The sequence below is a fragment of the Listeria farberi genome (genome assembly GCF_014229245.1).
GTDB lineage: Bacteria > Bacillota > Bacilli > Lactobacillales > Listeriaceae > Listeria > Listeria farberi.
The window spans coordinates 1-22,652 of record NZ_JAARZJ010000015.1; the positions used below are offsets into that span (position 1 = coordinate 1).

Sequence of the window (22,652 nt, forward strand, 5' to 3'; positions counted from 1 at the left end):
CCGTTCCCATCCCGAACACGGTAGTTAAGCTTCTCTGCGCCAATGGTAGTTGGGGGCTTCCCCCTGCGAGAGTAGGTCGCTGCCGGGCAATCTAACAAAGTCCTAATTATTTAGGACTTTTTTTGTTTGTAAAAGATAAATAAATTGCTAAAAGGTAGCGATATCTAGTATAATTAAAGTCAAAAATAGTCAAAGTCAGTGATTTGAAAAGTATGGAAAGGAGATTCCTTAAAATGAAAAACATTTCTGATATTATAGAAGCTTATTTGAAACAAGTCTTGGAGTCTAGTGAAGCAGTTGAAATTAAGCGGAGTGAAATTGCGGATAAGTTTGAATGTGTGCCTTCTCAAATAAATTATGTAATCAATACTAGGTTTACAATGGAACGAGGGTATATTGTTGAAAGTAAACGCGGTGGCGGTGGATATATTCGCATTATTAAAGTTAAAATGAATGATAAACTTCAACTGTTAGAAGCGATTATTTCAATGGTTCATGATAAAAAGGTCTCCCAATCATTTTCTGAAGATGTTATTTTGAGGTTACTTGAAGAAGAGGTAATAACAAAGAAAGAAGCTAGGTTGATGGTTTCGGCCTTGGACCGGGAAGTTTTAATTTTACCTTTACCAGATAGAGATATTTTAAGAAGTAGGATTTTAGAGGCGATGTTGGTTGCTTTGAAATATGATTAAGGTGTGATAACGATGATTTGTCAAAGATGTGGAGAAAATAAAGCGGTTATTGCTTTGCAACAATTAAATGAAGCTGGGAAAGTAGAATCGTTATATCTATGCGAGAATTGTGCGGCTAACGAAGCTCTTTCTTCAGAAAAAGACTTAGTCAAAGCTATGGATACTTTTAGTGAAGTTGCTCTTGATTTCTTGACGCTTTTGCAAAAAGAAGAAAATGCGCAAAAAGAGCTTGCCTGTGGGAATTGCCAACTTAGTTTTGAGGAGTTTTTACAGACTAATCGAGTTGGATGTTCGGAGTGTTATTCAGCTTTTGAAGAGCAATTGGTACCGATTATTGGTCGAGTGCAAAATGGTTATAAAAAACATGTTGGTAAGGTTCCAGTAGAAGTTGAGCGTGCGGAAGGTTTTCAAAATGAAATCAGTCGCTTACAAGAAAAGTTAGCACAACTAGTTAAAAATGAAGCGTTTGAGGAAGCCGCAATTATTAGGGATGAAATCAAAGCTTTGAAGGCTGGGGGTGAGGAAAAATGAATGTATTTGAGCCTCGGCTTAGTTCTTGGTTAGAAAATGCTGGTGATGATGATGATGTCGTTTTAAGTTCACGTATTAGGCTTGCTAGGAATTTGAAGGATGAGCAGTTTCCGGTTTATGAGCAAAAGGAAGAGATTGTTAATAATATTGCAGCAGTTTTTGATGATAATTTTACTTTGTTTAAAATGAATCAAATTTCTTTACTGCAAAAAGCTCTTTTGGTGGAAAAACATTTAATTAGTCCCTATATGATGAATAAGAGTGAGTATGGGGCTGTTCTTTTAAATGAAGAAGAAAATGTGAGTATTATGTTAAATGAGGAAGATCATTTGCGGATACAGTGCATGACGCCTGGTTTGAGATTATTCGATGCGTTAGAGGCTGCGCTACAAATTGATGGTTATGTGGAAGAGAAGCTTAATTATGCTTTTGATAAAGAGTTTGGATATTTGACGAGTTGTGTAACGAATGTCGGGACTGGGATGCGTGCTTCTGTGATGGTTCACTTACCGGGGCTTGTGACAACTAAAAGAATTAAAAATGTGATTGAAGCGATTAGGAGCCTTGGTTTTGTGGTAAGAGGTATATACGGAGAAGGTAGCATGCCTGCAAGTAGTATTTTTCAGGTCTCCAATCAAGTGACTCTGGGTAAAACGGAAGCAGAAATTGTGGAAGATTTAACGCAAGTCATGGAACAAATTATTATGCAAGAACGTGTAGCTCGAACTACTTTGAAGCAAAAGTTCCATATTGCACTTGAAGATAGAGTTTTTCGGGCATATGGTTTACTGACAAATTGTCGTATTATTTCTATGAAAGAAGCAGCAGATGCTATTTCTGATATTAGACTTGGTGTAGAGTTAGGCTTTTTCGAGCATATTTCTCGCCAAAAAATGAATGAATTGGTACTATTTTCGCAACCAGCTTTTTTGAGAAGAGAAGCAGGGAGAGATATGGATGAATTGGAAGAGAAAGTAATACGGGCCAAAGTGATTCGCGAGATTTTAGGCGATAAATAATGCGGCTTACGATAAGGAGGAAACAACAATGATGTTTGGACGATTTACGCAAAGAGCTCAGAAAGTACTCGCGTTGTCACAAGAAGAGGCGATGCGTTTGAATCATAGTAATTTAGGAACAGAACATATACTTTTAGGTCTTGTAAGAGAAGGCGAAGGAATTGCGGCGAAAGCTCTTTATGAACTTGGAGTTAGTTCTGAAAAAGTGCAGCAAGAGGTGGAAGGTTTAATTGGACATGGAGAAAAAGCTGTGACCACGATTCAATATACTCCTCGGGCTAAAAAAGTAATTGAACTTTCAATGGATGAGGCTCGTAAATTAGGTCATACTTATGTGGGAACAGAACATATCTTACTTGGGCTTATTCGTGAAGGTGAAGGAGTTGCGGCACGAGTTTTAAGTAATCTTGGTATTAGTTTAAACAAAGCGCGTCAGCAAGTCTTACAGCTTCTAGGTGGTGGAGATGCTACGGGAGCTGGTCGTCAAACTAATACGCAAGCTACACCAACTTTAGATAGTTTGGCACGTGATTTAACGGTTATTGCTCGGGAAGATAATCTGGACCCAGTTATTGGTCGTTCTAAAGAAATCCAACGTGTGATTGAAGTACTTAGTCGCCGGACGAAAAATAACCCGGTACTCATTGGAGAACCGGGTGTTGGTAAAACAGCGATTGCAGAAGGGTTAGCGCAACAAATTGTTCGTAATGAAGTGCCTGAGACCTTACGTGGAAAACGTGTAATGACGCTTGACATGGGGACTGTTGTAGCAGGTACAAAATATCGTGGTGAATTCGAAGACCGTTTGAAAAAAGTAATGGATGAAATTCGTCAAGCTGGCAATGTTATTCTCTTTATTGACGAACTCCATACTTTAATTGGCGCTGGTGGGGCGGAAGGTGCGATTGATGCATCTAATATCTTGAAGCCACCTCTAGCTCGTGGCGAATTACAATGTATTGGTGCAACAACACTTGATGAATATCGTAAATATATTGAAAAAGATGCGGCACTTGAAAGACGCTTCCAACCAATTAAAGTTGATGAACCAACTGTCGAAGAGTCTATCCAAATTTTACATGGGTTGCGTGATCGTTATGAAGCGCATCACCGTGTTGCAATTACGGATGCGGCTCTTGAGGCTGCTGTTCGTTTATCTGATCGCTACATCTCAGATCGTTTCTTACCGGATAAAGCGATTGATGTTATTGATGAGTCTGGTTCAAAAGTTCGTTTGAAATCTTTTACAACTCCCAAAAATGTTAAAGAAATGGAAAACAATTTATCTGATTTGAAAAAAGAAAAAGATGCCGCTGTACAAGGGCAAGAATTTGAAAAAGCAGCATCATTACGAGATAAAGAACAAAAACTCAAAAAATCATTAGAAGAAACAAAAGCTAATTGGCAAGAAAAACAAGGACTTGACCATAGTGAAGTAACAGAAGATATTGTCGCTGAAGTAGTTGCTAGTTGGACTGGAATTCCGGTAGCTAAACTGGCTGAAACGGAAACAAATAAACTTCTTAATATGGAAAAACTTATACATGAACGTGTTATTGGCCAAGATGCAGCGGTAAAAGCCGTATCACTTGCTGTTCGCCGAGCTCGTGCAGGGCTTAAAGATCCGAAACGTCCGATTGGCTCCTTTATTTTCCTTGGCCCTACTGGAGTTGGGAAAACAGAACTTGCACGTGCGCTTGCTGAGTCTATGTTTGGTGATGAGGATTCGATGATTCGAATCGATATGTCTGAGTACATGGAGAAATTCTCAACTGCTCGTTTAGTTGGTGCTCCTCCAGGTTATGTAGGATATGAAGAAGGCGGGCAACTGACTGAAAAAGTTCGTCAAAAACCTTATTCAGTAGTCCTTTTAGATGAAATTGAAAAAGCGCATCCAGATGTATTTAATATGTTGCTACAAGTACTGGATGATGGTCGTTTGACTGATTCTAAAGGGCGAGTAGTTGATTTTAGAAATACAGTTATCATTATGACTTCTAATATTGGCGCCCAAGAAATGAAACAAGATAAATCAATGGGCTTTAATGTGATTGATCCACTTAAAGATCATAAAGCAATGGAGCACCGCGTTTTACAAGATCTAAAACAGGCGTTCCGACCAGAATTTATCAATCGGATTGACGAAACAATTGTATTCCATTCTCTACAAGAAAAAGAATTGAAACAAATTGTTACACTTCTTACTGCTCAATTAACTAGCCGCCTAGCTGAACGTGATATTCATGTGAAATTAACAGAAGGCGCAAAAGCTAAAATTGCCAAAGATGGTTATGATCCAGAATACGGGGCGCGCCCTTTGAAACGAGCAATTCAAAAAGAAGTAGAAGATATGCTTTCTGAAGAATTACTTCGTGGCAATATCAAAGTAGGCGATAACGTTGAAATTGGTGTGAAAGATGGAAAATTAGAAGTTAGAAAAAAAGCAGCGACTAAGAAGAAAGCTACTCCCAAAAAAGTAAAATCGAAATAAATGATGAACCTTCCTTAAACATTTAAGGAAGGTTTTTTCTAAATAAGGGCTAAAAAGATAGAATGAAGGTTGAAAATACGAATTTGGCTAAAAGGCTTAACGCGAACAGATGATCTGTGGTAAAATGAAGCATATGTATGGAGGGATGTAGAAATGGCTAAGGCAAAAAGGACGACCAAATTTGTGTGTCAGTCATGTGGGTATGAATCGGCAAAATGGATGGGTAAATGTCCGAATTGCAATGAGTGGAATCAGATGGTGGAGGCATTAGAGCCATCGAAAAAATCACGCTCAGCTTTTAATCATACAGGGGAACCATCGAAGGCGACTCCGATAACTCAAATTGCAAGTGAAGAAGAAGCTCGGGTAGAAACTAATATGCCTGAATTAAATAGAGTACTTGGGGGCGGAGTTGTTCCGGGATCTATGGTACTTGTTGGCGGCGATCCTGGGATTGGTAAATCAACCCTTTTACTACAAGTGTCAGCACAACTTACACTTACTAATAAGAAAGTATTATATATTTCCGGAGAAGAATCAATTAAGCAAACAAAACTTCGTGCAGAGCGGCTGCAAGTTTCCGGTGATAACTTGTATGTTTATGCAGAAACTAATTTAGAAGCGGTTCAAGAAACAATCGACTTTGTAAAACCAGATTTTGTCGTCATTGACTCTATTCAAACTGTTTATCATCCAGATGTCACGAGTGCTGCGGGAAGTGTATCTCAGGTTAGAGAATGTACCGCTGCTTTAATGCGAATTGCTAAAATGCAAAATATCGCCATTTTCATCGTTGGTCATGTGACGAAAGAAGGCGCAATAGCTGGACCGCGTTTACTTGAACATATGGTGGATACAGTACTTTATTTTGAAGGAGAACGTCACCATGCTTACCGAATTTTGCGCGCAGTGAAAAACCGTTTTGGTTCGACAAATGAGATGGGGATTTTTGAAATGCGTGATATTGGTCTTGTGGAAGTTGCCAATCCATCTGAGGTTTTCTTAGAGGAACGCTTAGAGGGTGCTTCAGGATCAACAGTTGTAGCTTCGATGGAAGGAACGCGTCCTGTGCTTGTAGAAATTCAAGCGCTTGTATCACCGACAATGTTTGGAAACGCAAAACGGATGGCAACAGGAATTGATTATAATAAAGTTTCTTTGATTATGGCTGTTTTAGAAAAAAGAGTAGGTTTAATGTTACAAAATCAAGATGCTTATTTGAAAGCAGCTGGTGGGGTTAAATTAGATGAGCCAGCAGTTGATTTAGCGGTAGCAGTTAGTGTGGCTTCTAGTTATCGTGATAAACCGACAAGGAGTACGGATTGTTTTATCGGAGAACTTGGACTTACAGGTGAGATTCGTCGTGTAGCAAGAATTGAGCAGCGCGTACAAGAAGCCGCCAAACTAGGCTTTAAACGGATTTTTATTCCCAAAAATAATGAAGGTGCTTGGAAAATACCAAAAGACGTCCAAGTGGTTGGCGTGGAAACGATTGGCGAAGCATTGAAGAAGGCTTTACCAGACTGAAAATAAATACTTGAGTGATTCTAGGAGTACTATTTGCGGTATAGTCTTTTAATAGTGTAAAATAGTGCTATATGTATGTTTGGTAATAGCCCAATTATATGTATAAATATAAAAATGGAAAGGGGGAAACTAAATGCTTACATGGGTAATTCGAGTGTGTTTTCTTATCCTTGGTGGGACTACGGGAGTCTTTTCACTACCAGCACTATGGGTGAAACTTGGAATAGGACACATTTTGCTAATTAATAATCCTTATACTGATGCTTTGATTGGTGCACTTATATTTTATCTTATTACTTTCTGGGCGGTGAAATATGTAGAAGCCGCACTTAATTGGTTAGAGGAAAAATTAGCTAAAATTGCTATTGCAACGCTTATTTACGGGGGATTAGGTTTATTTGTTGGTTTAGTTATTGCGTTTTTCGCAAGCAATGCTTTAAGCCAAACGAATATTCCGCTTTTAAATTCAGTAGTGCCAGTTATTTTGACATTAGTGCTAGGTTATTTAGGGTTCCGTATTGGAATTAGTCGCCGTAATGAATTGGGGAATTTTGTTAATAATAGAAATGCGAAAAAGAAAACTCCTGAAGAAGAGCGGACTGAAGAAAAATCTAAGAAAACCTATAAAATTTTGGATACAAGTGTTATTATTGATGGCCGTATTGCGGATATTTTAGCTACTGGATTTTTAGATGGAACGGTTGTTATACCACTCTTTGTGCTAGCGGAGCTCCAACATATCGCGGATTCTTCTGATACGTTAAAACGGACAAGGGGTCGACGTGGATTAGATATTTTAAATCGAATTCAAAAAGAAGACTCTATCCAAGTAGAAATGTATGAAGGTGATTTTGAGGACACGCCAGAAGTGGATAGTAAACTTGTAAAACTTGCAAAAGTAATGGGCGGGATTGTCGTAACAAATGATTATAATTTGAACAAGGTATGTGAATTTCAAAATGTACCAGTCTTAAATATAAATGATTTGGCAAATGCAGTAAAACCTGTTGTATTACCAGGTGAGAAAATGACTGTTCTTATGGTGAAAGATGGTAAAGAGCATAATCAAGGCGTGGCATATTTAGATGATGGAACGATGATTGTTGTAGAAGATGGGCGTAAATTTATTAATGAAACAATTCAAGTTGAAGTTACAAGTGTGCTTCAAACATCAGCAGGAAGAATGATTTTTGCTAAACCATCCTGATTGGAAGGAGTTAATAAGCATGAATTATGAGCTGATTTTTTTAGCTGCAGGACAGGGTAAACGTATGAATGCGAAAAAAAATAAAATGTGGCTTGACTTAGTTGGCGAACCAATTTTCATTCATGCCTTACGTCCTTTTATAGCCGATAATCGTTGTTCGAAAGTGATTGTTGTGTGCCAAGAATCGGAAAGAAAACATGTGAGAAAATTGATGCGGCAACTTGACGTTTCGGAGGATAGAGTTGAGGTCGTAAAAGGTGGAAGCGAACGTCAGTATAGTGTAGCGGCTGGGCTGGAACATTGTGGCTTAGAAAGAGTAGTGCTTGTGCATGATGGGGCTAGACCTTTTGTAACTTTAGATGTTATTGATCGTCTGTTATTAGGTGTGAAACAAAATAAAGCTGCTATTTGTGCTGTGCAAGTGAAAGATACAGTAAAGCGAGTTTTCGACAAAGTTGTCATAGAGACGGTTGATCGTGAAAACCTCTGGCAAATTCAAACGCCTCAAGCTTTTGAGCTAGATATTTTACAAAAGGCACACCGTCTCGCAAAAAAAGACCAATTTCTAGGAACGGATGAAGCTAGTTTGGTCGAGCGGATTCCATACCCTGTTGCTATTGTCCAAGGAAGCTATTATAATATAAAGCTGACAACTCCAGAAGATATGCCACTTGCTAAGGCGATTTTAGGAGAACTTGGAGGGAAATTAAATGATTAGAATTGGCCAAGGATATGATGTACATAAACTTGATTATGACCGTGAACTGGTGATTGGTGGAGTTAAGATTCCTTACGAAAAAGGTTTGCTAGGTCATAGTGATGCGGACGTACTACTCCATGCTATTACAGATGCTATCATTGGTGCAATTGGCGCTTTGGATATAGGTCACTTTTTCCCGGATACGGATATGGCTTATAAAGACGCGGATTCAGCAGAGCTTCTTGCGGAAATTTGGCGACAGGTGGAAGCAGAGGGGTTCAAGCTTGGGAATTTGGACGCGACTATTATTGCTGAAAAACCGAAAATGGCACCTTATGTGAAATTGATGAAACTTCGGATTGCTGAGTTACTCCACGCAGAACCATCCCAAATAAATGTAAAAGCAACCACGACGGAGAAATTAGGCTTTACTGGTAGAGAAGAAGGTATTGCTAGTTTAGCAGTAGTCTTACTTGAAAAATAATTAAAGGAGTGAATAATTGTGAGTGAAACAAAACGAGTACGTGTACGTTATGCGCCGAGTCCAACTGGATTTTTGCATATTGGAAATGCACGTACTGCCTTATTTAACTATTTATTTGCAAGACATAACGATGGAGACTTTATCATTCGAATTGAAGATACGGATGCTAAGCGTAACGTAGCTGACGGTGAAGAAAGCCAAATGAAAAATCTGAAATGGCTAGGTATGGACTGGGATGAAGGCGTTGATGTTCCAGGGAAATATGGCCCTTACCGTCAATCTGAACGTCAATCGATTTACGAACCACTGATTCAACAACTTTTAGATAAAGGTTTGGCTTATAAATGTTATTGTACGGAAGAAGAATTAGATGCTGAACGCGAAAAACAAAAAGCAAATGGTGAAATGCCTCGTTATAGCGGAAAATGTCGTCATTTAACAAAAGAACAACAAGCGGAAAAAGAAGCACAAGGTTTCAAACCAAGCATTCGCTTCAAAGTACCAGCTAATGAAACAATTACTTTCAATGATATGGTTAAAGATGATGTTTCTTTTGAATCGAATGGGATTGGAGATTTTGTTATTGCGAAAAAAGACGGGATTCCGACTTATAATTTTGCGGTAGCAGTGGATGATCATTTAATGGAAATCTCGCATGTTCTTCGTGGTGATGACCATATTTCGAATACACCAAAACAAATTTTAATATATAATGCTTTTGGCTGGGAACCTCCAATTTTTGGACATATGACACTTATTGTGAATGAAAGCAGACGTAAATTAAGTAAACGTGATGGCTCAATTATTCAATTTATTGAGCAGTATCGTGACCTAGGGTATTTACCAGAAGCCTTATTTAACTTTATTGCTATGCTTGGTTGGTCTCCAGAAGGGGAAGAAGAAATTTTCTCCAAAGAAGAATTTATTAAAATGTTTGATCCGAAGCGTTTATCTAAATCGCCAGCATTATTCGATAACGTTAAATTAACTTGGGTGAATAACCAATATGTGAAAAAATTACCGCTTAATGATGTTGTGGAACTTTCGTTGCCTCATTTACAAAAAGCTGGGGTTGTATCTGCTGATTTAGATCAAGCAGAACTTGACTGGGTGCATAAATTAGTTTCGCTTTATCACGAGCAAATGAGTTATGGTGCTGAAATTGTGCCACTTTCAGAAATGTTTTTCGCTGATGCTGAATCGATTACTTTTGACGAAGAAGAAACAGCGGTGCTTGCAGAAGAAACAGTACCAACAGTTATTTCGACATTCAAAAAAGAATTAGAAGCGCTAGAAGTTCTTGAAGCGTCGGAAGTAAAAGCTGCTATCAAACGTGTTCAAAAAGAAACAGGCGTAAAAGGTAAAGGTTTATTTATGCCGATTCGTATTGTCACTACTGGCGAAATGCATGGTCCTGAACTACCACTTGCAATCGAAGTGCTTGGTCGTGAGAAAGTGCTTCATCGTTTGGATACATGGTTGAAAAACAATTAATTTTAAGGGAGAGCATCTCGACTATGTGCGAGGTGCTTTTTTATTTTGATATATTTCAGTTGCAAGGAATTTTATTGCTGTTATAATAGAACTAAATATACGGAAAAAGTGATGATGGGAAGAAGTACGGAATTCTAAGCTTATAGAGAGAGTCGCCATGGCTGGAAGCGACTTAGCTGAACACTCCTGAAATGCCTCCCTGAATTCTGATGGGAAATTTAGTATCGTCAGACGAAATGTGGGTCGTTACCCCCACCCCTAGAGTTGGAGTATCTGCTGAAATTAGTAGTACTCAAGTCAGAGTGGAACCGCGCGGAGCGTCTCTGTATTAGAGGGGCTTTTTTTGTTGGCGTAGGTTCCAAGGAAAAAATGTACGAACTTGAATAAGGAGGCAACAAAATGCCAACTCGCTTAAAAGAAGATATTGCAACAATTATAAAGAATGACCCTGCGACAAAGACTTTTTTTGATGCTTTTTTAACGAATCCTGGATTACATGCACTTTGGTGGCACCGTGTGGCAAACTTTTTTTATCGCCACAAAATGGTTTTGTTTGGAAAAGTATTATCGCAGACTGCTCGTTTCTGGACTAATATAGAAATTCATCCCGGCGCAACAATTGGTAGAAGGCTTTTTATAGATCATGGTGCAGGGATTGTCATTGGAGAAACTGCGGAAATTGGTGATGATGTTACGATTTTTCATGGAGTTACGCTTGGTGGGACCGGGAAGGACTGCGGGAAACGCCATCCAACAGTCGGTGACAGAGCACTTGTTTCAGCAGGAGCAAAAGTACTTGGTCCTGTTGATATTGGAGCAGATGCCCGGATTGGCGCGGGTGCGGTTGTTTTAAAAGACGTACCTCCTGGCGCAACAGTAGTAGGTATTCCTGCTAAAGTTGTTCGGCTTAACGGTCGTACGGTTGGACACGCGGTCCCTAAGATGGATGAACTGACGTTGCGAATTGCGGAATTAGAAAATATAGTAGAAAAACTTTTGAAGGAAAAGGAGTAGATCTGATTGTCGATACAAATTTTTAACACATTAAAGCGAGAGAAAGAGCCTTTTAAACCACTCAAAGATGGTGAAGTGAAAATGTACGTTTGCGGACCGACTGTTTATAATTATATTCATATCGGAAACGCGCGGCCAATTATTGTTTTTGATACGGTTCGTCGTTATTTTACGTATCGTGGTTATGATGTGAAATTCGTGTCTAATTTTACGGATGTGGATGATAAATTGATTCGTGCGGCAAATGAACTGAAATTGACAGTTCCAGAAGTGGCGGACCGTTTTATTGGAGCTTATTTTGATGATGTGGATCAATTGAATGTGGCGAAAGCTAGCGTGAATCCACGTGTAACGGAAAATATGGATGAAATTATCCAATTGATAGGTACATTAATTGAAAAAGATTATGCTTATGAGTCAGCTGGCGATGTGTATTTCCGTACAAAAAAATTCAAAGATTACGGAAAACTATCTGGTCAAGAATTATCGGAACTGCAACACGGCGCACGAGTTGAATATAATGAGCGTAAGCAAGATGAACTTGATTTCACGCTTTGGAAAGCTGCTAAACCGGGTGAAATTTTTTGGGAAAGTCCATTTGGAAATGGGCGTCCGGGTTGGCATATTGAATGCTCAGCGCTTGCGAAAAAATATCTTGGCGATACGATTGATATTCATGCGGGGGGGCAAGATTTAGTATTCCCTCACCATGAAGATGAAATAGCTCAATCCGAAGCGGCGACCGGGAAAACTTTCGCAAATTACTGGATGCATAATGCCTTTTTAAATATTGACGGGGAGAAAATGTCTAAATCTCTCGGGAATTTTATTACACTCCATGATGTACTAAAAGACAATGACCCAAATGTGATTCGCTTCTTTATGTTGTCCGTGCATTACCGGAAACCTATTACGCTGAATGATGCCATTTTAGATGATGCAAAAAATGGGTTGGAACGATTAATGATTGCGTATCAAAATATCGATCACCGTATTCAAACTGATGACGGCGAATATGTAGAAGAAACGCATGAGGATGAATGGTTAGAACAACTGACTGAATTAAAACAAGCATTTGAAGATGATATGGATGATGATTTTAATACTGCCAATGCGATTACTACTTTCCACGAACTCGCGAAACGTGCGAATATTTATCTTTCAAAAGAAACAGTTTCTATTAATGTTTTGCGTGAATTTTTAAGTATGATGCGTTTATTTGCAGAAGTACTAGGTTTGAAATTGGAAAACGCGCAAACTGATTCGTTGGATGATAGCGAAGTAGAAGCGCTAATTGAAGAACGTCTGCAAGCAAGAAATGAACGTAATTTTGCGCGAGCTGATGAAATTCGAGATATTTTAAAAGAAAAAGATATTATTTTGGAAGATACTGCGCAAGGCACGCGGTTTAGACGGGGGTAAATCATGGTAGAAGTGAAAGACTACAAACAACTTAATGGCCTTGCGCTTGCCTATATGGGCGATGCAGTGTATGAGAAATTTATTCGCGAATACTTACTTGCTGCTGGAAAGACAAAACCGAATCAACTGCATAAAACTGCGACAAAATTCGTTTCTGCAAAAGGGCAGGCTGTGGCGCTTAAAGCTATGATTGCAGAAGGTTTTTTAACAGACGAAGAAGATCGGATTGCAAAGCGGGGGCGAAATGCTAAGTCATATACAGTCCCTAAAAACACAGATCCTGGGACATATAGTATGTCTACTTCCTTTGAAGCAGTACTTGGCTATCTTTATTTAGCAGGTGACATGGAACGACTACAGGAATGGATGGAAAAAGCGCTTGAAATAGTCGGAAAAGGAGTGGAAAACAACTAATGGAACAAGAAAATGAGCAAGAGTGGATTGGTGGGAGAAATCCTGTCCTTGAAGTATTACGATCAGATAGAGATATCCATAAAATATACGTACAAGAAGGCTCGCAAAAAGGTGTTTTAAAACAAGTATTAACTTTAGCAAAGGAACGTAAAATTCAAGTTCAATTTGTACCAAAACAAAAGATTGAAAAAGTAGTAAGTGGTGCGCATCAAGGTGTTGCTGCTCAAGTTGCAGCTTATCAATATGCGGAGTTAGATGACTTATTTGTGGCAGCTGAAGCAAAAGATGAAATGCCATTTTTCATTATTTTAGACGAGTTAGAAGACCCCCATAATTTAGGCTCAATTATGCGTACAGCAGATTCTGTTGGAGCACATGGGATTATCATTCCAAAACGCCGATCAGTAGGCTTAACCCAAACTGTAGCCAAAGCAAGTACTGGAGCAATGGAATATGTGCCAGTAGTTCGCGTGACAAATATGGTACGGACAATGGAAGAACTGCAAAAACGTGGACTGTGGATTTTTGGAACAGATGCGAAAGGAAGTAGTGATTACCGGACGATGGATACCGACATGCCACTTGCCATTGTAATTGGAAGTGAAGGTTTTGGAATGAGTCGTTTAGTTCGTGAAAAATGTGATTTCCTTGTTCATTTACCAATGCGTGGAAAAGTGACATCACTTAATGCCTCTGTTGCTGCAAGTTTGTTACTTTATGAAGTTTATCGGAAACGTTTCCCACTGGAGAAATAATGATGGAACAAATTCTGCTTGTTGACGGGTATAATGTGATTGGAGCTTGGCCAGAATTGAGTTTCTTAAAAGATCGTGATTTGGAAGCGGCGAGAGATAAGCTAATTGAGTGGATGGCGGAGTACCAAAGCTATACGGGATACCGTGTTGTAGTTGTATTTGATGCGCAATTCGTTCGTGGTGTGAAGCGAAAAAGCAAGAAGCATCAAGTCGAAGTAGTTTTCACACATGAAGATGAAACAGCAGATGAATATATTGAACAAAAAGCGATTGAATGGAAAAATGCACGGACCCAAATTATTGTAGCAACCTCTGATTACACAGAGCAGTGGGCTATTTTTGGACAAGGAGCGCTTCGAATTTCTTCGCGTGAATTACTTTTTGAAATTCAAGAAATGAGTAAACAGATTGGACAGAAAATCAAACGAATTCAGGAAAAAATGCCAAAGTCAAACCTCAATTTAGATTCTGACGTTATTTCCCAACTTGAAAAGTGGAGAAGAGGCGAAGAGTAAGGGATTGACGGGCTGTTTCTGACTATGTATAATGAAGCAACCAAAGAAGAAATCCTGTCGAAAAGGAGCCGATTAGCCTAGTGAAGAATTCAGTAAATCAAGAAGAAATGGCGATGCTTGAACTAGCTAGAAGCGGTGATACGGAAGCGTTAGAGTATTTTTTCAGTAAGTATCAGTCAGTTATTTACTGGAAATCGACGCAATATTTTTTGCAAGGTGCAGAGCGAGATGATTTAATTCAAGAAGCAATGATTGGACTTTTTAAGGCAATTCGTGATTATGATGAGTCAAAAGAAGCCTCTTTTCGTTCTTTTGCGGAAATGTGTATTAATAGGCAACTTCTTTCGGCGGTGAAGCGGGCATCTAGACAGAAGAATATCCCTTTAAATAATTCCGTCTCATTAGATACACCAATGGCTGAAGATGATGTGGATTGGACTTTGCTAGATGTTATTTCCGAAAAAGCTGCTGAAACCCCAGAAGATTTTTTAATTAAAAATGAAGGTTTAACGCATGTGGCGCGTCAATTAGAACAAGTCACAAGTGAATTTGAAAAAGAAGTGTTAAAACAATATTTAGAAGGTAAAAGCTATCAAGAAATGGCTCTTTTTTTCAATAAAAAAGAGAAGGCTATCGATAATGCCTTACAGCGAGTAAAAAAGAAAATGATGAAGCAGTTTGAGTGAAAAAATAATTGACTAGCTAGGAGCCAAGTGTTATATTTATATGGATGAAATGTGCCTACTTTTTGGCATGGCATATTTAATGATTGCGGAGTTGAGGTATTTATGAAGAAGAAAACATCGCTCGCTTGTTCTGAGTGTGGTTCAAGAAACTATACAGTCAATGTTAGCGGGACGCAGAAAGAAACTCGCTTAGAAGTGAAGAAATTCTGTCGACACTGTAATAAACATACATTACATCGAGAAACAAAATAGACGATATGGAGGTTTTGGTATGTCTGCAATAGCAAGATTCTTTCGGAACGTTTCATCCGAAATGCATAAAGTTACATGGCCAACTAGAAAAGAACTTTTAACATACACAGTAACAGTAGTTATTACAGTAATTTTATTTGCATTATTCTTTATGTTGATTGATTTTGGTATCGAACAAATTATTAAACTTATCGTGTAGTGCTAGGAATTTTACAAAGATAATGATATACTATTACTTGAGACAAAACCCGTACAACTTTCGGGTTTTTTATTTTGGATTATACTAAAAGGAGGATGGCGGCAAAATAGGATTGCTGCCAACTAAACAATGGAAAAAAATTGGTATGTAGTTCATACTTACTCCGGTTATGAAAATAAAGTCAAAGCAAACTTAGAAAAACGTGTAGAATCAATGGGCATGTCAGATAAAATCTTCCGCGTTATCGTACCGGAAGAAGAAGAAACAGAAGTGAAAAATGGTAAAACAAAAACAATTAAACGTAAAGTTTTCCCGGGTTATGTATTAGTAGAAATCGTTATGACAGATGATTCTTGGTATGTTGTGCGTAATACTCCAGGAGTTACTGGATTTGTTGGTTCTTCAGGTTCTGGATCGAAACCAACACCATTACTTCCAGAAGAAGCAGATCGTATTCTGAAAAGTATGGGTATGGTCGAAAAACGTGCTGAAGCAGACTTTGAAATTGGTGAAACAGTTATGGTCAAAGAAGGACCATTCGCTGACTTCTCTGGTAAAGTGGACGAAATGGATAATGACAAAGGTAAAGCGAAAGTCATGGTTAACATGTTCGGACGTGAAACTCCAGTCGAAGTGGATTTCAATCAAATCGAAAAACTTTAAAACTTACAACCTCTACATTATTTGTGGAGGTTGTTTTGTTAAGGAGGCAAGCAAATGGACAAGGCTAAGCAGATATATTTGGATTTTAAACGAGAAGCTCTATTTTTAGATCTCGATTTTCCTTTATTCTTAGGTAACGGTCCAGGGTGCGGTGAACTTTGTATGGACTATAGCGAACAAGATGGCTATATGCTTTACGGTTATGAACGCGGCGAACGAAACAGTGAATTCAAAACAACTGATTTTGACGAATTTAAATATGAAGTATTCCTGCATATTTGTTGGTATATGGGGATGGAATTTGAACTTCGCCATCGTAAAGAAGACATCGAACGTGACGATAACATCCTTGAAACGGATACCCGTAAAATCGCTTTTGAAAAAACATTGCAGTTATTAAAAACAGTAAACCCAGCTTGGATTGATAAGGCTGCGCAAGGTTACACAGCGTATTTGAACTTATGGCGGAAAAATCAAAACGTCTATTTCGATAAAACGACCATGGAATTCAAAGTGAATCTCTAAAAAAATCTTGCAACGAAACGTTTAAGATGGTATCATATACAAGTACGTTTTTGACGTATGTTTTAACGTGGGAGGGGAAATATCAGCCCCAGTCAACCACATCACGGACTTAAGGAGGTATGTCTCGTGGCAAAAAAAGTGATTAAAGAAGTTAAACTTCAAATTCCAGCAGGTAAAGCAAATCCTGCACCTCCAGTTGGACCTGCATTAGGTCAAGCTGGCGTAAACATCATGGGATTCTGTAAAGAGTTTAATGCTCGCACAGCCGATCAAGCTGGTCTTATTATTCCTGTTGTGATCACTGTATTTGAAGACCGTTCGTTTACGTTCATCACTAAAACTCCACCAGCAGCTGTATTACTTAAAAAAGCAGCTAAAGTGGAAAAAGGATCCGGTGAACCAAACAAAACAAAAGTTGCATCTGTAACTCGCGCTCAAGTACAGGAAATTGCTGAAACAAAAATGCCAGACCTTAACGCTGCAAATGTTGAATCTGCAATGCTAATGGTTGAAGGTACTGCACGTTCTATGGGTATCACTATCCAAGACTAATCGTGTGTTTCACAATTTGACAATTAAGGAGGAAAAGAAATGGCTAAGAAAGGCAAAAAGTATCAAGATGCTTTAAAACAAATTGATGCAAATAAAGTTTACACTGCAGAAGAAGCAGTTGAACTTGCTAAAAAAATTGACTTCGCTAAATTCGATGCAACTGTTGAAGTAGCATTCCGTCTTGGCGTTGACCCTAAAAAAGCGGACCAACAAATCCGTGGTGCTGTTGTATTACCAAACGGTACTGGTAAAACTCAACGTGTATTAGTATTCGCAAAAGGTGAAAAAGCAAAAGAAGCAGAGGCTGCTGGAGCTGATTACGTTGGTGAATCTGAATTCGTTGAAAAAATCAACCAAGGTTGGTTTGAATTTGACGTTATCGTTGCTACACCTGACATGATGGGTGAAGTTGGTAAATTAGGCCGTGTCCTTGGACCAAAAGGTTTAATGCCAAACCCTAAAACTGGTACAGTAACTATGGACGTAACTAAAGCAGTTAACGAAATTAAAGCTGGTAAAGTAGAATACCGTGTTGATAAAGCTGGGAATGTCCACGCTGCAATCGGTAAAGTATCTTTTGATGCTGCTAAACTAGTAGAAAACTTCCGTACTGTGAATGACGTTCTACAAAAAGCAAAACCTGCTGCTGCGAAAGGTACTTACGTGAAAAATCTTTCCGTAACAACTACTTTCGGACCTGGAATCAAAGTTGACCCAGCAAGCTTATAAAATTTAACTTGACCAGCCCCTTTTCTTTTGATAAGATAGGCTAGTTGAAACAATCAAATATCCTTACCGTAGACAGTTGGTGCGTTTATCGCTTAATTTTGCCACCCGAGGGATTTCTTTTGAAGTGTGCGTCCGCGTGCATTTTACAAAAACCTCTGGCGTCTACGGTGTCAGAGGTTTTTTGTTGCTGATCAAACAGAATTTGTGTCTGTTTAATTAGATTTAATTGTTGGACGGAGGTGGAAAAATGAGTAAAGTTCTTGAAGCTAAACAAAGTGCAGTTGAAGAAATTAAAACTAAATTATCAGCTAGTGCGTCTACAGTAATTGTTGATTACCGCGGCTTAAACGTTGGCGAAATCACTGAATTACGTAAACAATTGCGTGATGCTGGTATTGAATTTAAAGTCTACAAAAACTCACTAACTCGCCGTGCTGTTGAAGCTAACGGTTACGAAGGTTTAGAAGGAGCTCTAACTGGTCCTAACGCAATCGCATTCAGTAATGAAGACGTAGTTGCGCCTGCGAAAATCCTTAACGATTTCGCTAAAGATCATGAAGCACTAGAAATCAAAGCCGGTGTTATTGAAGGTAAAGTTGCTTCTCTTGAAGAAATTAAAGCACTTGCAACACTTCCATCACGCGAAGGATTGCTATCTATGCTTTGCAACGTACTTCAAGCTCCAGTTCGCGGTCTTGCTATCGCTACTAAAGCTGTTGCTGACCAAAAAGAAGGACAAGAAGCATAATCTGTTCTACCAAGGGGAAACCCTACAAACAAATCTCGGTTAAATCCGAAAAAATTATATTAATTGGAGGAATTTCAAAATGGCTTTAAACATTGAAGAAATCATTGCTTCCGTAAAAGAAGCATCTGTATTAGAACTTAACGATTTAGTAAAAGCAATCGAAGAAGAATTTGGCGTAACTGCTGCTGCTCCTGTAGCTGTAGCTGCTGCTGGTGGCGGTGCTGCTGAGCAAACTGAATTCACTGTAGAACTGGCTTCTGCTGGAGATTCTAAAATCAAAGTTATCAAAGTGGTACGTGAAATCACTGGTCTTGGCTTAAAAGAAGCTAAAGAATTAGTTGACAACGCTCCTAAAGCTCTTAAAGAAGGCGTTGCTAAAGAAGAAGCTGAAGAAATCAAAGCTAAACTTGAAGAAGTTGGCGCTAACGTAGAAGTTAAATAATTAACTTAAAGACCTTAGATACTAGCTATCTAAGGTTTTTTTTATTGCTAACTATCTAAGCTTTTGTGGAGGAGTAGAATGACGATTTTTTTCTTTAGAAGGCTTTTTTTTATTACTATTACATGCTAGTATAGGAAAGTAAGTTAGTTTCTTGGGAGGTTGTATATGTCAATTAAATCTATATCAAAATCTGAACTAGAAGTTATGAAAATCATTTGGGAATACGGCAGAGCTGTTCAGTACTCTGATGTTGCTGAGAAACTAAGTGAAAAAGGCGTTTTGTGGAAGAAAAACACCATTCTTACTTTTTTAGCTAGATTAGTTGAGAAAAAGTTACTTCGTGTGAAGAAAATTGGTCGAAAAAATGAATATTATGCACTTGTTAGTGAAAATGAATACTTAGAACTGCAAACCGAAACCTTTTTAGAAGATATTTATGAAGGTGATGTAAAAGGATTAATTACTAATTTAGTGCAAAATGAGTTAATTTCTACAGATGAATTAGATGATTTACAACAATTTTGGAAAAGAGTGAAATCACCTAATGAATGAATTGCTTAAGATGGCTTTATCAATGGCTTTAACATCAGTGATATTAATACTTTTTATCTGGATATTTGATAAAATTTTCAATCGTTATTTAAGTAAGGCGAAAATTTATTATTTATGGCTTGTTGTTTTTTTCTTTTTGACGATACCTTTTTCGTTTTTTTTCTTTATGTCGGCGAAAAATAGTGATTTCATGTGGAGAAATAAAACAGGTTTTGAAGGAGTTTCTTCTATTGAGATCAATCAAAATGGAGTATTTTTAGAACGAGATGTTAAAGTTACTTTTTGGATGACGGTGCTTGATTATTTATGGTTAGTTTGGTTAATAATATTTTTACTTATTTTTATTTATCGGATAGCCTCTTATAGGAATTTTAAAAAATATGTTTTTTCAGGTGCGCGAAAAGTAGATGATTTGGAGCAATTAGAAATATTAGCAGGAATAATAGATGAATTAAATATTAAAAAATCTGTTGAATTAATGATTAATCCGCTTATTTCATCGCCAATTTTCTTAGGATTAAAAAGAAATGTAATAGTTATACCGGATAAAAAATTTTTAGCGGAAGAACTACAATATATTTTTAGGCATGAATTAATCCACTGTAAACGTAAAGATATGTATTATGTATGGGCAACCCAATTTTTCACTTGTCTATATTGGTTTAATCCGTTGATGTATTTTATGAATAGGCAGATACAAAAAGATCGTGAATTAGCTTGTGATGAAGCGGTTTTAGCAGATTTACCCGAAAATAAATATGTGGGCTATGGAGATACGCTTCTTTCTTCGCTTACTAAATCAGGTAGTTACAAAGAATCTTATGTATCAGTTTCACTTCATGAAAATACAAATGCTTTGAAAGAAAGACTCACATTTATCGCCAATTACCAAAAGAAAACAAAGAAGACCAAAATATTTTTTTCATTTTTTCTTATATTGTTGTGTGTTAGTGGTCTTTTCTTTAGTTTATTACAAACAGCATGGTTTACTGTAGAAAAGCAAAATAGTATTACAATTGAACGGAAAAAATAAACTAGTAAAACTTTCTTCATTGATTGAGGGGAGTTTTTTTATTGCAGATTTGACTTTTAAGACTACATATTGTAGAATTAAAAAGCTTAAACAATTACTAAAAAGGCGGGGATTAAATGTTTGGTCGGAAAGAAGTTTCAATACCAGCAGATTATCAACAGTTTAATACTTTTCCAACTGAAAGAGAACGATTGCTTTGTATCGGCGCTTCTACTACGGAGTGTAAGCATAAAATCGAAACCAAGTTAGATGGCTCCAATAAGATGTTAAAGCTTTATTATCCAAAAAACCGTGGCGCTAAGGTTATGAAGTATTGGCTACCAATGTTTGGGATAAATGATTCTAGATCTGCTGTTGAGATTATTTCTACTTGGATTGAAGGAAATGATTATTATGGAGAGGTCCCGCAGAATGTTACAAGCACAGTCATCAATGACATCGCTAAAGCATCTCGAAAAAAAGATTTCAATAAGGACTCTTTAGTAAGCTCTGCTGAAAAAATCAAAACGTTTGGGGCATTTGATCTTGAGAGATTAGGGTATTTAGTACGGGTTTGTTTTTCTTTAGACTTGCTCACTGAAGAACAATCATGGGAGTTTTTGAATAAATTTTGGGAAGATGCAGTCCTGCATTTTGAAAACTGGGATGATTATATAGTTAGTTATCTAAATGGACAAGAAGGTATGGGAACTAATTGGTATAGTGACACACTTGTTTCTTATATCCAATTAAAAAAAGATCCAAATAGTTTATTGAATCAATATCAACTAAGATAATACGAAGAGGAGTTAAAAAGAGAATATGAAGAGAATTTTGAGTGGAGTGGGAATTTTATTAATAGCATTACTTGTAACAGCATGTGGAAATGATAAGGCAAGTAATGAAAAAGTGGAAAAAGATACGTATGTGGCTGATTTACAAGGGGCGCAATTAGAAGCGACTTTTTATCATGTAGATGATAACTTAAGGAAAGTAGATCAAAAGATGGTATATCCATTAGCTTATCTAGGCTTGGAAGAAGGAACTAAAGTAGATGACGCTACGCAAAAGAAACTGGAAGAACAAGTAACATCTCAGTATGCCGGTTATAAGGATAGTAAAGGTGCATCGCTTGAAACCAAATTTACAGATAAGGGAATGGAATTAACAATGTCTGTTGATCTGTATAAAGCAGATAAAAAGTCCGTGAACTCATTACTAGCAGGAACAACGGACCCGAAAAATGTAAGTTATAAAGATACAGTATCTCAATTTGAAGCACAAGGATATACTAAAAAATAATATTTTGAAAATAGGTTCCTTTTATTAGAGGAACCTATTTCCAAAAATTCCTTTTGTAGCTATTATAGAGCAAAGTTTTATGCTAAAATAGCTAGAGATATGAAAGGAAGGTGCAGTTGATGACTAATAATCACTACTACACAAACGACGAAACAATGAAACACAACCGAAAAACATGGCAAATGATGTTAAAAGGTTTTAATATGAACTTTACAAGCGATAATGGCGTATTTTCCAAAAATACGGTTGATTTTGGTTCGAAATTGTTAATTGAATCATTTGACTTGGAAGTGAAATCGGGGAAAATTTTGGATGTTGGTTGTGGTTATGGTCCGATGGGGTTAACTGTAGCGAAAGAATTTCCTGAAAGCCAAATTGAAATGGTAGATGTAAATTTGCGCGCACTGGAACTTGCGAAAGAAAATGCGGAATTAAATAAAATTACGAATACGCATATCTATGAAAGTTCGGTTTATGATAACGTAACTGCAAAGGACTACCAAGCGATTATTAGTAACCCGCCAATCCGTGCAGGAAAAAAGGTTGTTCATGCAATTTTGGAAGGTGCTTATAATCATTTGAAAGAAACCGGAGAACTCTGGATTGTCATTCAAAAGAAACAAGGCGGTCCATCTGCTGAGAAGAAAATGGAAGAAGTTTTCGGTAATGTTGAAACAGTGGCGAAAAATAAAGGTTATTTTATTTTCAAAAGTGTTAAAAATTAA

General features: G+C 37.7%; 28 protein-coding genes, 1 rRNA gene and 2 other annotated features. All 29 genes read left to right on the forward strand.

Annotated features, from left to right (window positions below; all coding sequences use genetic code 11):
* A 5S ribosomal RNA gene (rrf, locus tag HCB45_RS12635) occupies nt 1–88 on the forward strand; the annotation flags it as partial.
* Between the two features lie 145 nt (nt 89–233).
* The gene (locus HCB45_RS12640; RefSeq protein ID WP_185317796.1) at nt 234–692 is read left to right on the forward strand and encodes a CtsR family transcriptional regulator; all 459 of its coding nucleotides are present in this window, start codon (nt 234–236) and stop codon (nt 690–692) included.
* Nucleotides 693–704: 12 nt separating this feature from the next.
* A complete protein-coding gene (locus HCB45_RS12645; RefSeq protein WP_185317797.1) occupies nt 705–1,223 on the forward strand; it encodes a UvrB/UvrC motif-containing protein in 519 nt (172 codons plus the stop codon).
* Nucleotides 1,220–2,242, forward strand: coding sequence for a protein arginine kinase (locus HCB45_RS12650; protein ID WP_185317798.1), 1,023 nt, complete (start codon nt 1,220–1,222; stop codon nt 2,240–2,242). Before HCB45_RS12645 ends, HCB45_RS12650 begins: the two co-directional genes overlap by 4 nt.
* 28 nt (nt 2,243–2,270) lie before the next feature.
* Nucleotides 2,271–4,733 (forward strand): ATP-dependent Clp protease ATP-binding subunit, encoded by a 2,463-nt coding sequence (locus HCB45_RS12655; RefSeq protein WP_185317799.1) that lies wholly within the window; start codon nt 2,271–2,273, stop codon nt 4,731–4,733.
* Between the two features lie 153 nt (nt 4,734–4,886).
* Complete coding sequence (radA, locus tag HCB45_RS12660; RefSeq protein ID WP_185620138.1) at nt 4,887–6,260, forward strand: DNA repair protein RadA; 1,374 nt, start codon at nt 4,887–4,889, stop codon at nt 6,258–6,260.
* A gap of 133 nt (nt 6,261–6,393) precedes the next feature.
* On the forward strand, nt 6,394–7,467 hold the full coding sequence (locus tag HCB45_RS12665; RefSeq protein ID WP_185317801.1) for a PIN/TRAM domain-containing protein: 1,074 nt from the start codon (nt 6,394–6,396) through the stop codon (nt 7,465–7,467).
* A 19-nt stretch (nt 7,468–7,486) separates the two neighbouring features.
* Nucleotides 7,487–8,185, forward strand: a complete 699-nt coding sequence (ispD, locus tag HCB45_RS12670; protein WP_185620140.1) for a 2-C-methyl-D-erythritol 4-phosphate cytidylyltransferase — start codon at nt 7,487–7,489, stop codon at nt 8,183–8,185.
* Entirely contained in the window at nt 8,178–8,651 is a 474-nt protein-coding gene (gene ispF, locus HCB45_RS12675) for a 2-C-methyl-D-erythritol 2,4-cyclodiphosphate synthase (protein WP_185317803.1), read from the forward strand. Before ispD ends, ispF begins: the two co-directional genes overlap by 8 nt.
* Before the next feature lie 18 nt (nt 8,652–8,669).
* Complete coding sequence (gene gltX / locus HCB45_RS12680) at nt 8,670–10,145, forward strand: glutamate--tRNA ligase (RefSeq protein ID WP_185620142.1); 1,476 nt, start codon at nt 8,670–8,672, stop codon at nt 10,143–10,145.
* Between the two features lie 102 nt (nt 10,146–10,247).
* Nucleotides 10,248–10,473 (forward strand) — a binding site (T-box leader).
* Nucleotides 10,474–10,544: 71 nt separating this feature from the next.
* Nucleotides 10,545–11,159 carry a serine O-acetyltransferase EpsC gene (gene epsC, locus HCB45_RS12685; protein WP_003760085.1) on the forward strand — a complete coding sequence of 205 codons (615 nt, stop codon included), beginning with the start codon at nt 10,545–10,547 and terminating at the stop codon, nt 11,157–11,159.
* 6 nt (nt 11,160–11,165) lie between these two features.
* Nucleotides 11,166–12,581 (forward strand): cysteine--tRNA ligase, encoded by a 1,416-nt coding sequence (cysS, locus tag HCB45_RS12690; RefSeq protein WP_185317805.1) that lies wholly within the window; start codon nt 11,166–11,168, stop codon nt 12,579–12,581.
* Nucleotides 12,582–12,584: 3 nt separating this feature from the next.
* Complete coding sequence (locus HCB45_RS12695) at nt 12,585–12,995, forward strand: Mini-ribonuclease 3 (RefSeq protein WP_185317806.1); 411 nt, start codon at nt 12,585–12,587, stop codon at nt 12,993–12,995.
* Nucleotides 12,995–13,750: a 23S rRNA (guanosine(2251)-2'-O)-methyltransferase RlmB gene (rlmB, locus tag HCB45_RS12700; RefSeq protein WP_185608006.1), complete on the forward strand. Its 756-nt coding sequence runs from the start codon at nt 12,995–12,997 to the stop codon at nt 13,748–13,750. Before HCB45_RS12695 ends, rlmB begins: the two co-directional genes overlap by 1 nt.
* Nucleotides 13,751–13,752: 2 nt before the next feature.
* Nucleotides 13,753–14,265, forward strand: coding sequence for an NYN domain-containing protein (locus HCB45_RS12705; protein WP_185317808.1), 513 nt, complete (start codon nt 13,753–13,755; stop codon nt 14,263–14,265).
* Between the two features lie 80 nt (nt 14,266–14,345).
* A complete protein-coding gene (locus HCB45_RS12710; protein ID WP_185317809.1) occupies nt 14,346–14,951 on the forward strand; it encodes an RNA polymerase factor sigma-70 in 606 nt (201 codons plus the stop codon).
* 102 nt (nt 14,952–15,053) lie between these two features.
* Complete coding sequence (gene rpmG / locus HCB45_RS12715; RefSeq protein ID WP_003728079.1) at nt 15,054–15,203, forward strand: 50S ribosomal protein L33; 150 nt, start codon at nt 15,054–15,056, stop codon at nt 15,201–15,203.
* A 19-nt stretch (nt 15,204–15,222) separates the two neighbouring features.
* Nucleotides 15,223–15,402 (forward strand): preprotein translocase subunit SecE, encoded by a 180-nt coding sequence (secE, locus tag HCB45_RS12720; protein ID WP_003765079.1) that lies wholly within the window; start codon nt 15,223–15,225, stop codon nt 15,400–15,402.
* 129 nt (nt 15,403–15,531) lie between these two features.
* Nucleotides 15,532–16,065, forward strand: a complete 534-nt coding sequence (gene nusG, locus HCB45_RS12725; RefSeq protein ID WP_003760101.1) for a transcription termination/antitermination protein NusG — start codon at nt 15,532–15,534, stop codon at nt 16,063–16,065.
* 54 nt (nt 16,066–16,119) lie between these two features.
* Nucleotides 16,120–16,590, forward strand: a complete 471-nt coding sequence (locus HCB45_RS12730; RefSeq protein ID WP_185317810.1) for an Imm63 family immunity protein — start codon at nt 16,120–16,122, stop codon at nt 16,588–16,590.
* A 126-nt stretch (nt 16,591–16,716) separates the two neighbouring features.
* Nucleotides 16,717–17,142 carry a 50S ribosomal protein L11 gene (rplK, locus tag HCB45_RS12735; protein ID WP_003718336.1) on the forward strand — a complete coding sequence of 142 codons (426 nt, stop codon included), beginning with the start codon at nt 16,717–16,719 and terminating at the stop codon, nt 17,140–17,142.
* 39 nt (nt 17,143–17,181) lie between these two features.
* Nucleotides 17,182–17,871 carry a 50S ribosomal protein L1 gene (gene rplA, locus HCB45_RS12740; protein ID WP_003726838.1) on the forward strand — a complete coding sequence of 230 codons (690 nt, stop codon included), beginning with the start codon at nt 17,182–17,184 and terminating at the stop codon, nt 17,869–17,871.
* A 48-nt stretch (nt 17,872–17,919) separates the two neighbouring features.
* Nucleotides 17,920–18,063: a sequence feature (ribosomal protein L10 leader region), on the forward strand.
* Between the two features lie 55 nt (nt 18,064–18,118).
* Entirely contained in the window at nt 18,119–18,619 is a 501-nt protein-coding gene (gene rplJ, locus HCB45_RS12745) for a 50S ribosomal protein L10 (RefSeq protein ID WP_003723030.1), read from the forward strand.
* A 79-nt stretch (nt 18,620–18,698) separates the two neighbouring features.
* Complete coding sequence (gene rplL, locus HCB45_RS12750) at nt 18,699–19,061, forward strand: 50S ribosomal protein L7/L12 (protein WP_003765087.1); 363 nt, start codon at nt 18,699–18,701, stop codon at nt 19,059–19,061.
* Between the two features lie 165 nt (nt 19,062–19,226).
* Nucleotides 19,227–19,613, forward strand: a complete 387-nt coding sequence (locus HCB45_RS12755; RefSeq protein ID WP_185317811.1) for a BlaI/MecI/CopY family transcriptional regulator — start codon at nt 19,227–19,229, stop codon at nt 19,611–19,613.
* Nucleotides 19,606–20,646 (forward strand): M56 family metallopeptidase, encoded by a 1,041-nt coding sequence (locus HCB45_RS12760; RefSeq protein WP_185608007.1) that lies wholly within the window; start codon nt 19,606–19,608, stop codon nt 20,644–20,646. Before HCB45_RS12755 ends, HCB45_RS12760 begins: the two co-directional genes overlap by 8 nt.
* A gap of 116 nt (nt 20,647–20,762) precedes the next feature.
* Entirely contained in the window at nt 20,763–21,422 is a 660-nt protein-coding gene (locus HCB45_RS12765; protein ID WP_185608008.1) for a DUF1266 domain-containing protein, read from the forward strand.
* 25 nt (nt 21,423–21,447) lie between these two features.
* The gene (locus tag HCB45_RS12770; protein ID WP_185317814.1) at nt 21,448–21,927 is read left to right on the forward strand and encodes a DUF1307 domain-containing protein; all 480 of its coding nucleotides are present in this window, start codon (nt 21,448–21,450) and stop codon (nt 21,925–21,927) included.
* Between the two features lie 119 nt (nt 21,928–22,046).
* On the forward strand, nt 22,047–22,652 hold the full coding sequence (locus HCB45_RS12775; protein ID WP_185317815.1) for a class I SAM-dependent methyltransferase: 606 nt from the start codon (nt 22,047–22,049) through the stop codon (nt 22,650–22,652).

Bases quoted from the DNA above. Each gene is read 5' to 3' on its own strand.
- HCB45_RS12640 (WP_185317796.1), top strand. From the start codon at position 234: ATGAAAAACATTTCTGATATTATAGAAGCTTATTTGAAACAAGTCTTG.
- HCB45_RS12645 (WP_185317797.1), top strand. From the start codon at position 705: ATGATTTGTCAAAGATGTGGAGAAAATAAAGCGGTTATTGCTTTGCAA.
- HCB45_RS12650 (WP_185317798.1), top strand. From the start codon at position 1,220: ATGAATGTATTTGAGCCTCGGCTTAGTTCTTGGTTAGAAAATGCTGGT.
- HCB45_RS12655 (WP_185317799.1), top strand. From the start codon at position 2,271: ATGATGTTTGGACGATTTACGCAAAGAGCTCAGAAAGTACTCGCGTTG.
- radA (WP_185620138.1), top strand. From the start codon at position 4,887: ATGGCTAAGGCAAAAAGGACGACCAAATTTGTGTGTCAGTCATGTGGG.
- HCB45_RS12665 (WP_185317801.1), top strand. From the start codon at position 6,394: ATGCTTACATGGGTAATTCGAGTGTGTTTTCTTATCCTTGGTGGGACT.
- ispD (WP_185620140.1), top strand. From the start codon at position 7,487: ATGAATTATGAGCTGATTTTTTTAGCTGCAGGACAGGGTAAACGTATG.
- ispF (WP_185317803.1), top strand. From the start codon at position 8,178: ATGATTAGAATTGGCCAAGGATATGATGTACATAAACTTGATTATGAC.
- epsC (WP_003760085.1), top strand. From the start codon at position 10,545: ATGCCAACTCGCTTAAAAGAAGATATTGCAACAATTATAAAGAATGAC.
- HCB45_RS12695 (WP_185317806.1), top strand. From the start codon at position 12,585: ATGGTAGAAGTGAAAGACTACAAACAACTTAATGGCCTTGCGCTTGCC.
- rlmB (WP_185608006.1), top strand. From the start codon at position 12,995: ATGGAACAAGAAAATGAGCAAGAGTGGATTGGTGGGAGAAATCCTGTC.
- HCB45_RS12705 (WP_185317808.1), top strand. From the start codon at position 13,753: ATGGAACAAATTCTGCTTGTTGACGGGTATAATGTGATTGGAGCTTGG.
- rpmG (WP_003728079.1), top strand. From the start codon at position 15,054: ATGAAGAAGAAAACATCGCTCGCTTGTTCTGAGTGTGGTTCAAGAAAC.
- secE (WP_003765079.1), top strand. From the start codon at position 15,223: ATGTCTGCAATAGCAAGATTCTTTCGGAACGTTTCATCCGAAATGCAT.
- nusG (WP_003760101.1), top strand. From the start codon at position 15,532: ATGGAAAAAAATTGGTATGTAGTTCATACTTACTCCGGTTATGAAAAT.
- HCB45_RS12730 (WP_185317810.1), top strand. From the start codon at position 16,120: ATGGACAAGGCTAAGCAGATATATTTGGATTTTAAACGAGAAGCTCTA.
- rplA (WP_003726838.1), top strand. From the start codon at position 17,182: ATGGCTAAGAAAGGCAAAAAGTATCAAGATGCTTTAAAACAAATTGAT.
- rplJ (WP_003723030.1), top strand. From the start codon at position 18,119: ATGAGTAAAGTTCTTGAAGCTAAACAAAGTGCAGTTGAAGAAATTAAA.
- rplL (WP_003765087.1), top strand. From the start codon at position 18,699: ATGGCTTTAAACATTGAAGAAATCATTGCTTCCGTAAAAGAAGCATCT.
- HCB45_RS12755 (WP_185317811.1), top strand. From the start codon at position 19,227: ATGTCAATTAAATCTATATCAAAATCTGAACTAGAAGTTATGAAAATC.
- HCB45_RS12760 (WP_185608007.1), top strand. From the start codon at position 19,606: ATGAATGAATTGCTTAAGATGGCTTTATCAATGGCTTTAACATCAGTG.
- HCB45_RS12765 (WP_185608008.1), top strand. From the start codon at position 20,763: ATGTTTGGTCGGAAAGAAGTTTCAATACCAGCAGATTATCAACAGTTT.
- HCB45_RS12770 (WP_185317814.1), top strand. From the start codon at position 21,448: ATGAAGAGAATTTTGAGTGGAGTGGGAATTTTATTAATAGCATTACTT.
- HCB45_RS12775 (WP_185317815.1), top strand. From the start codon at position 22,047: ATGACTAATAATCACTACTACACAAACGACGAAACAATGAAACACAAC.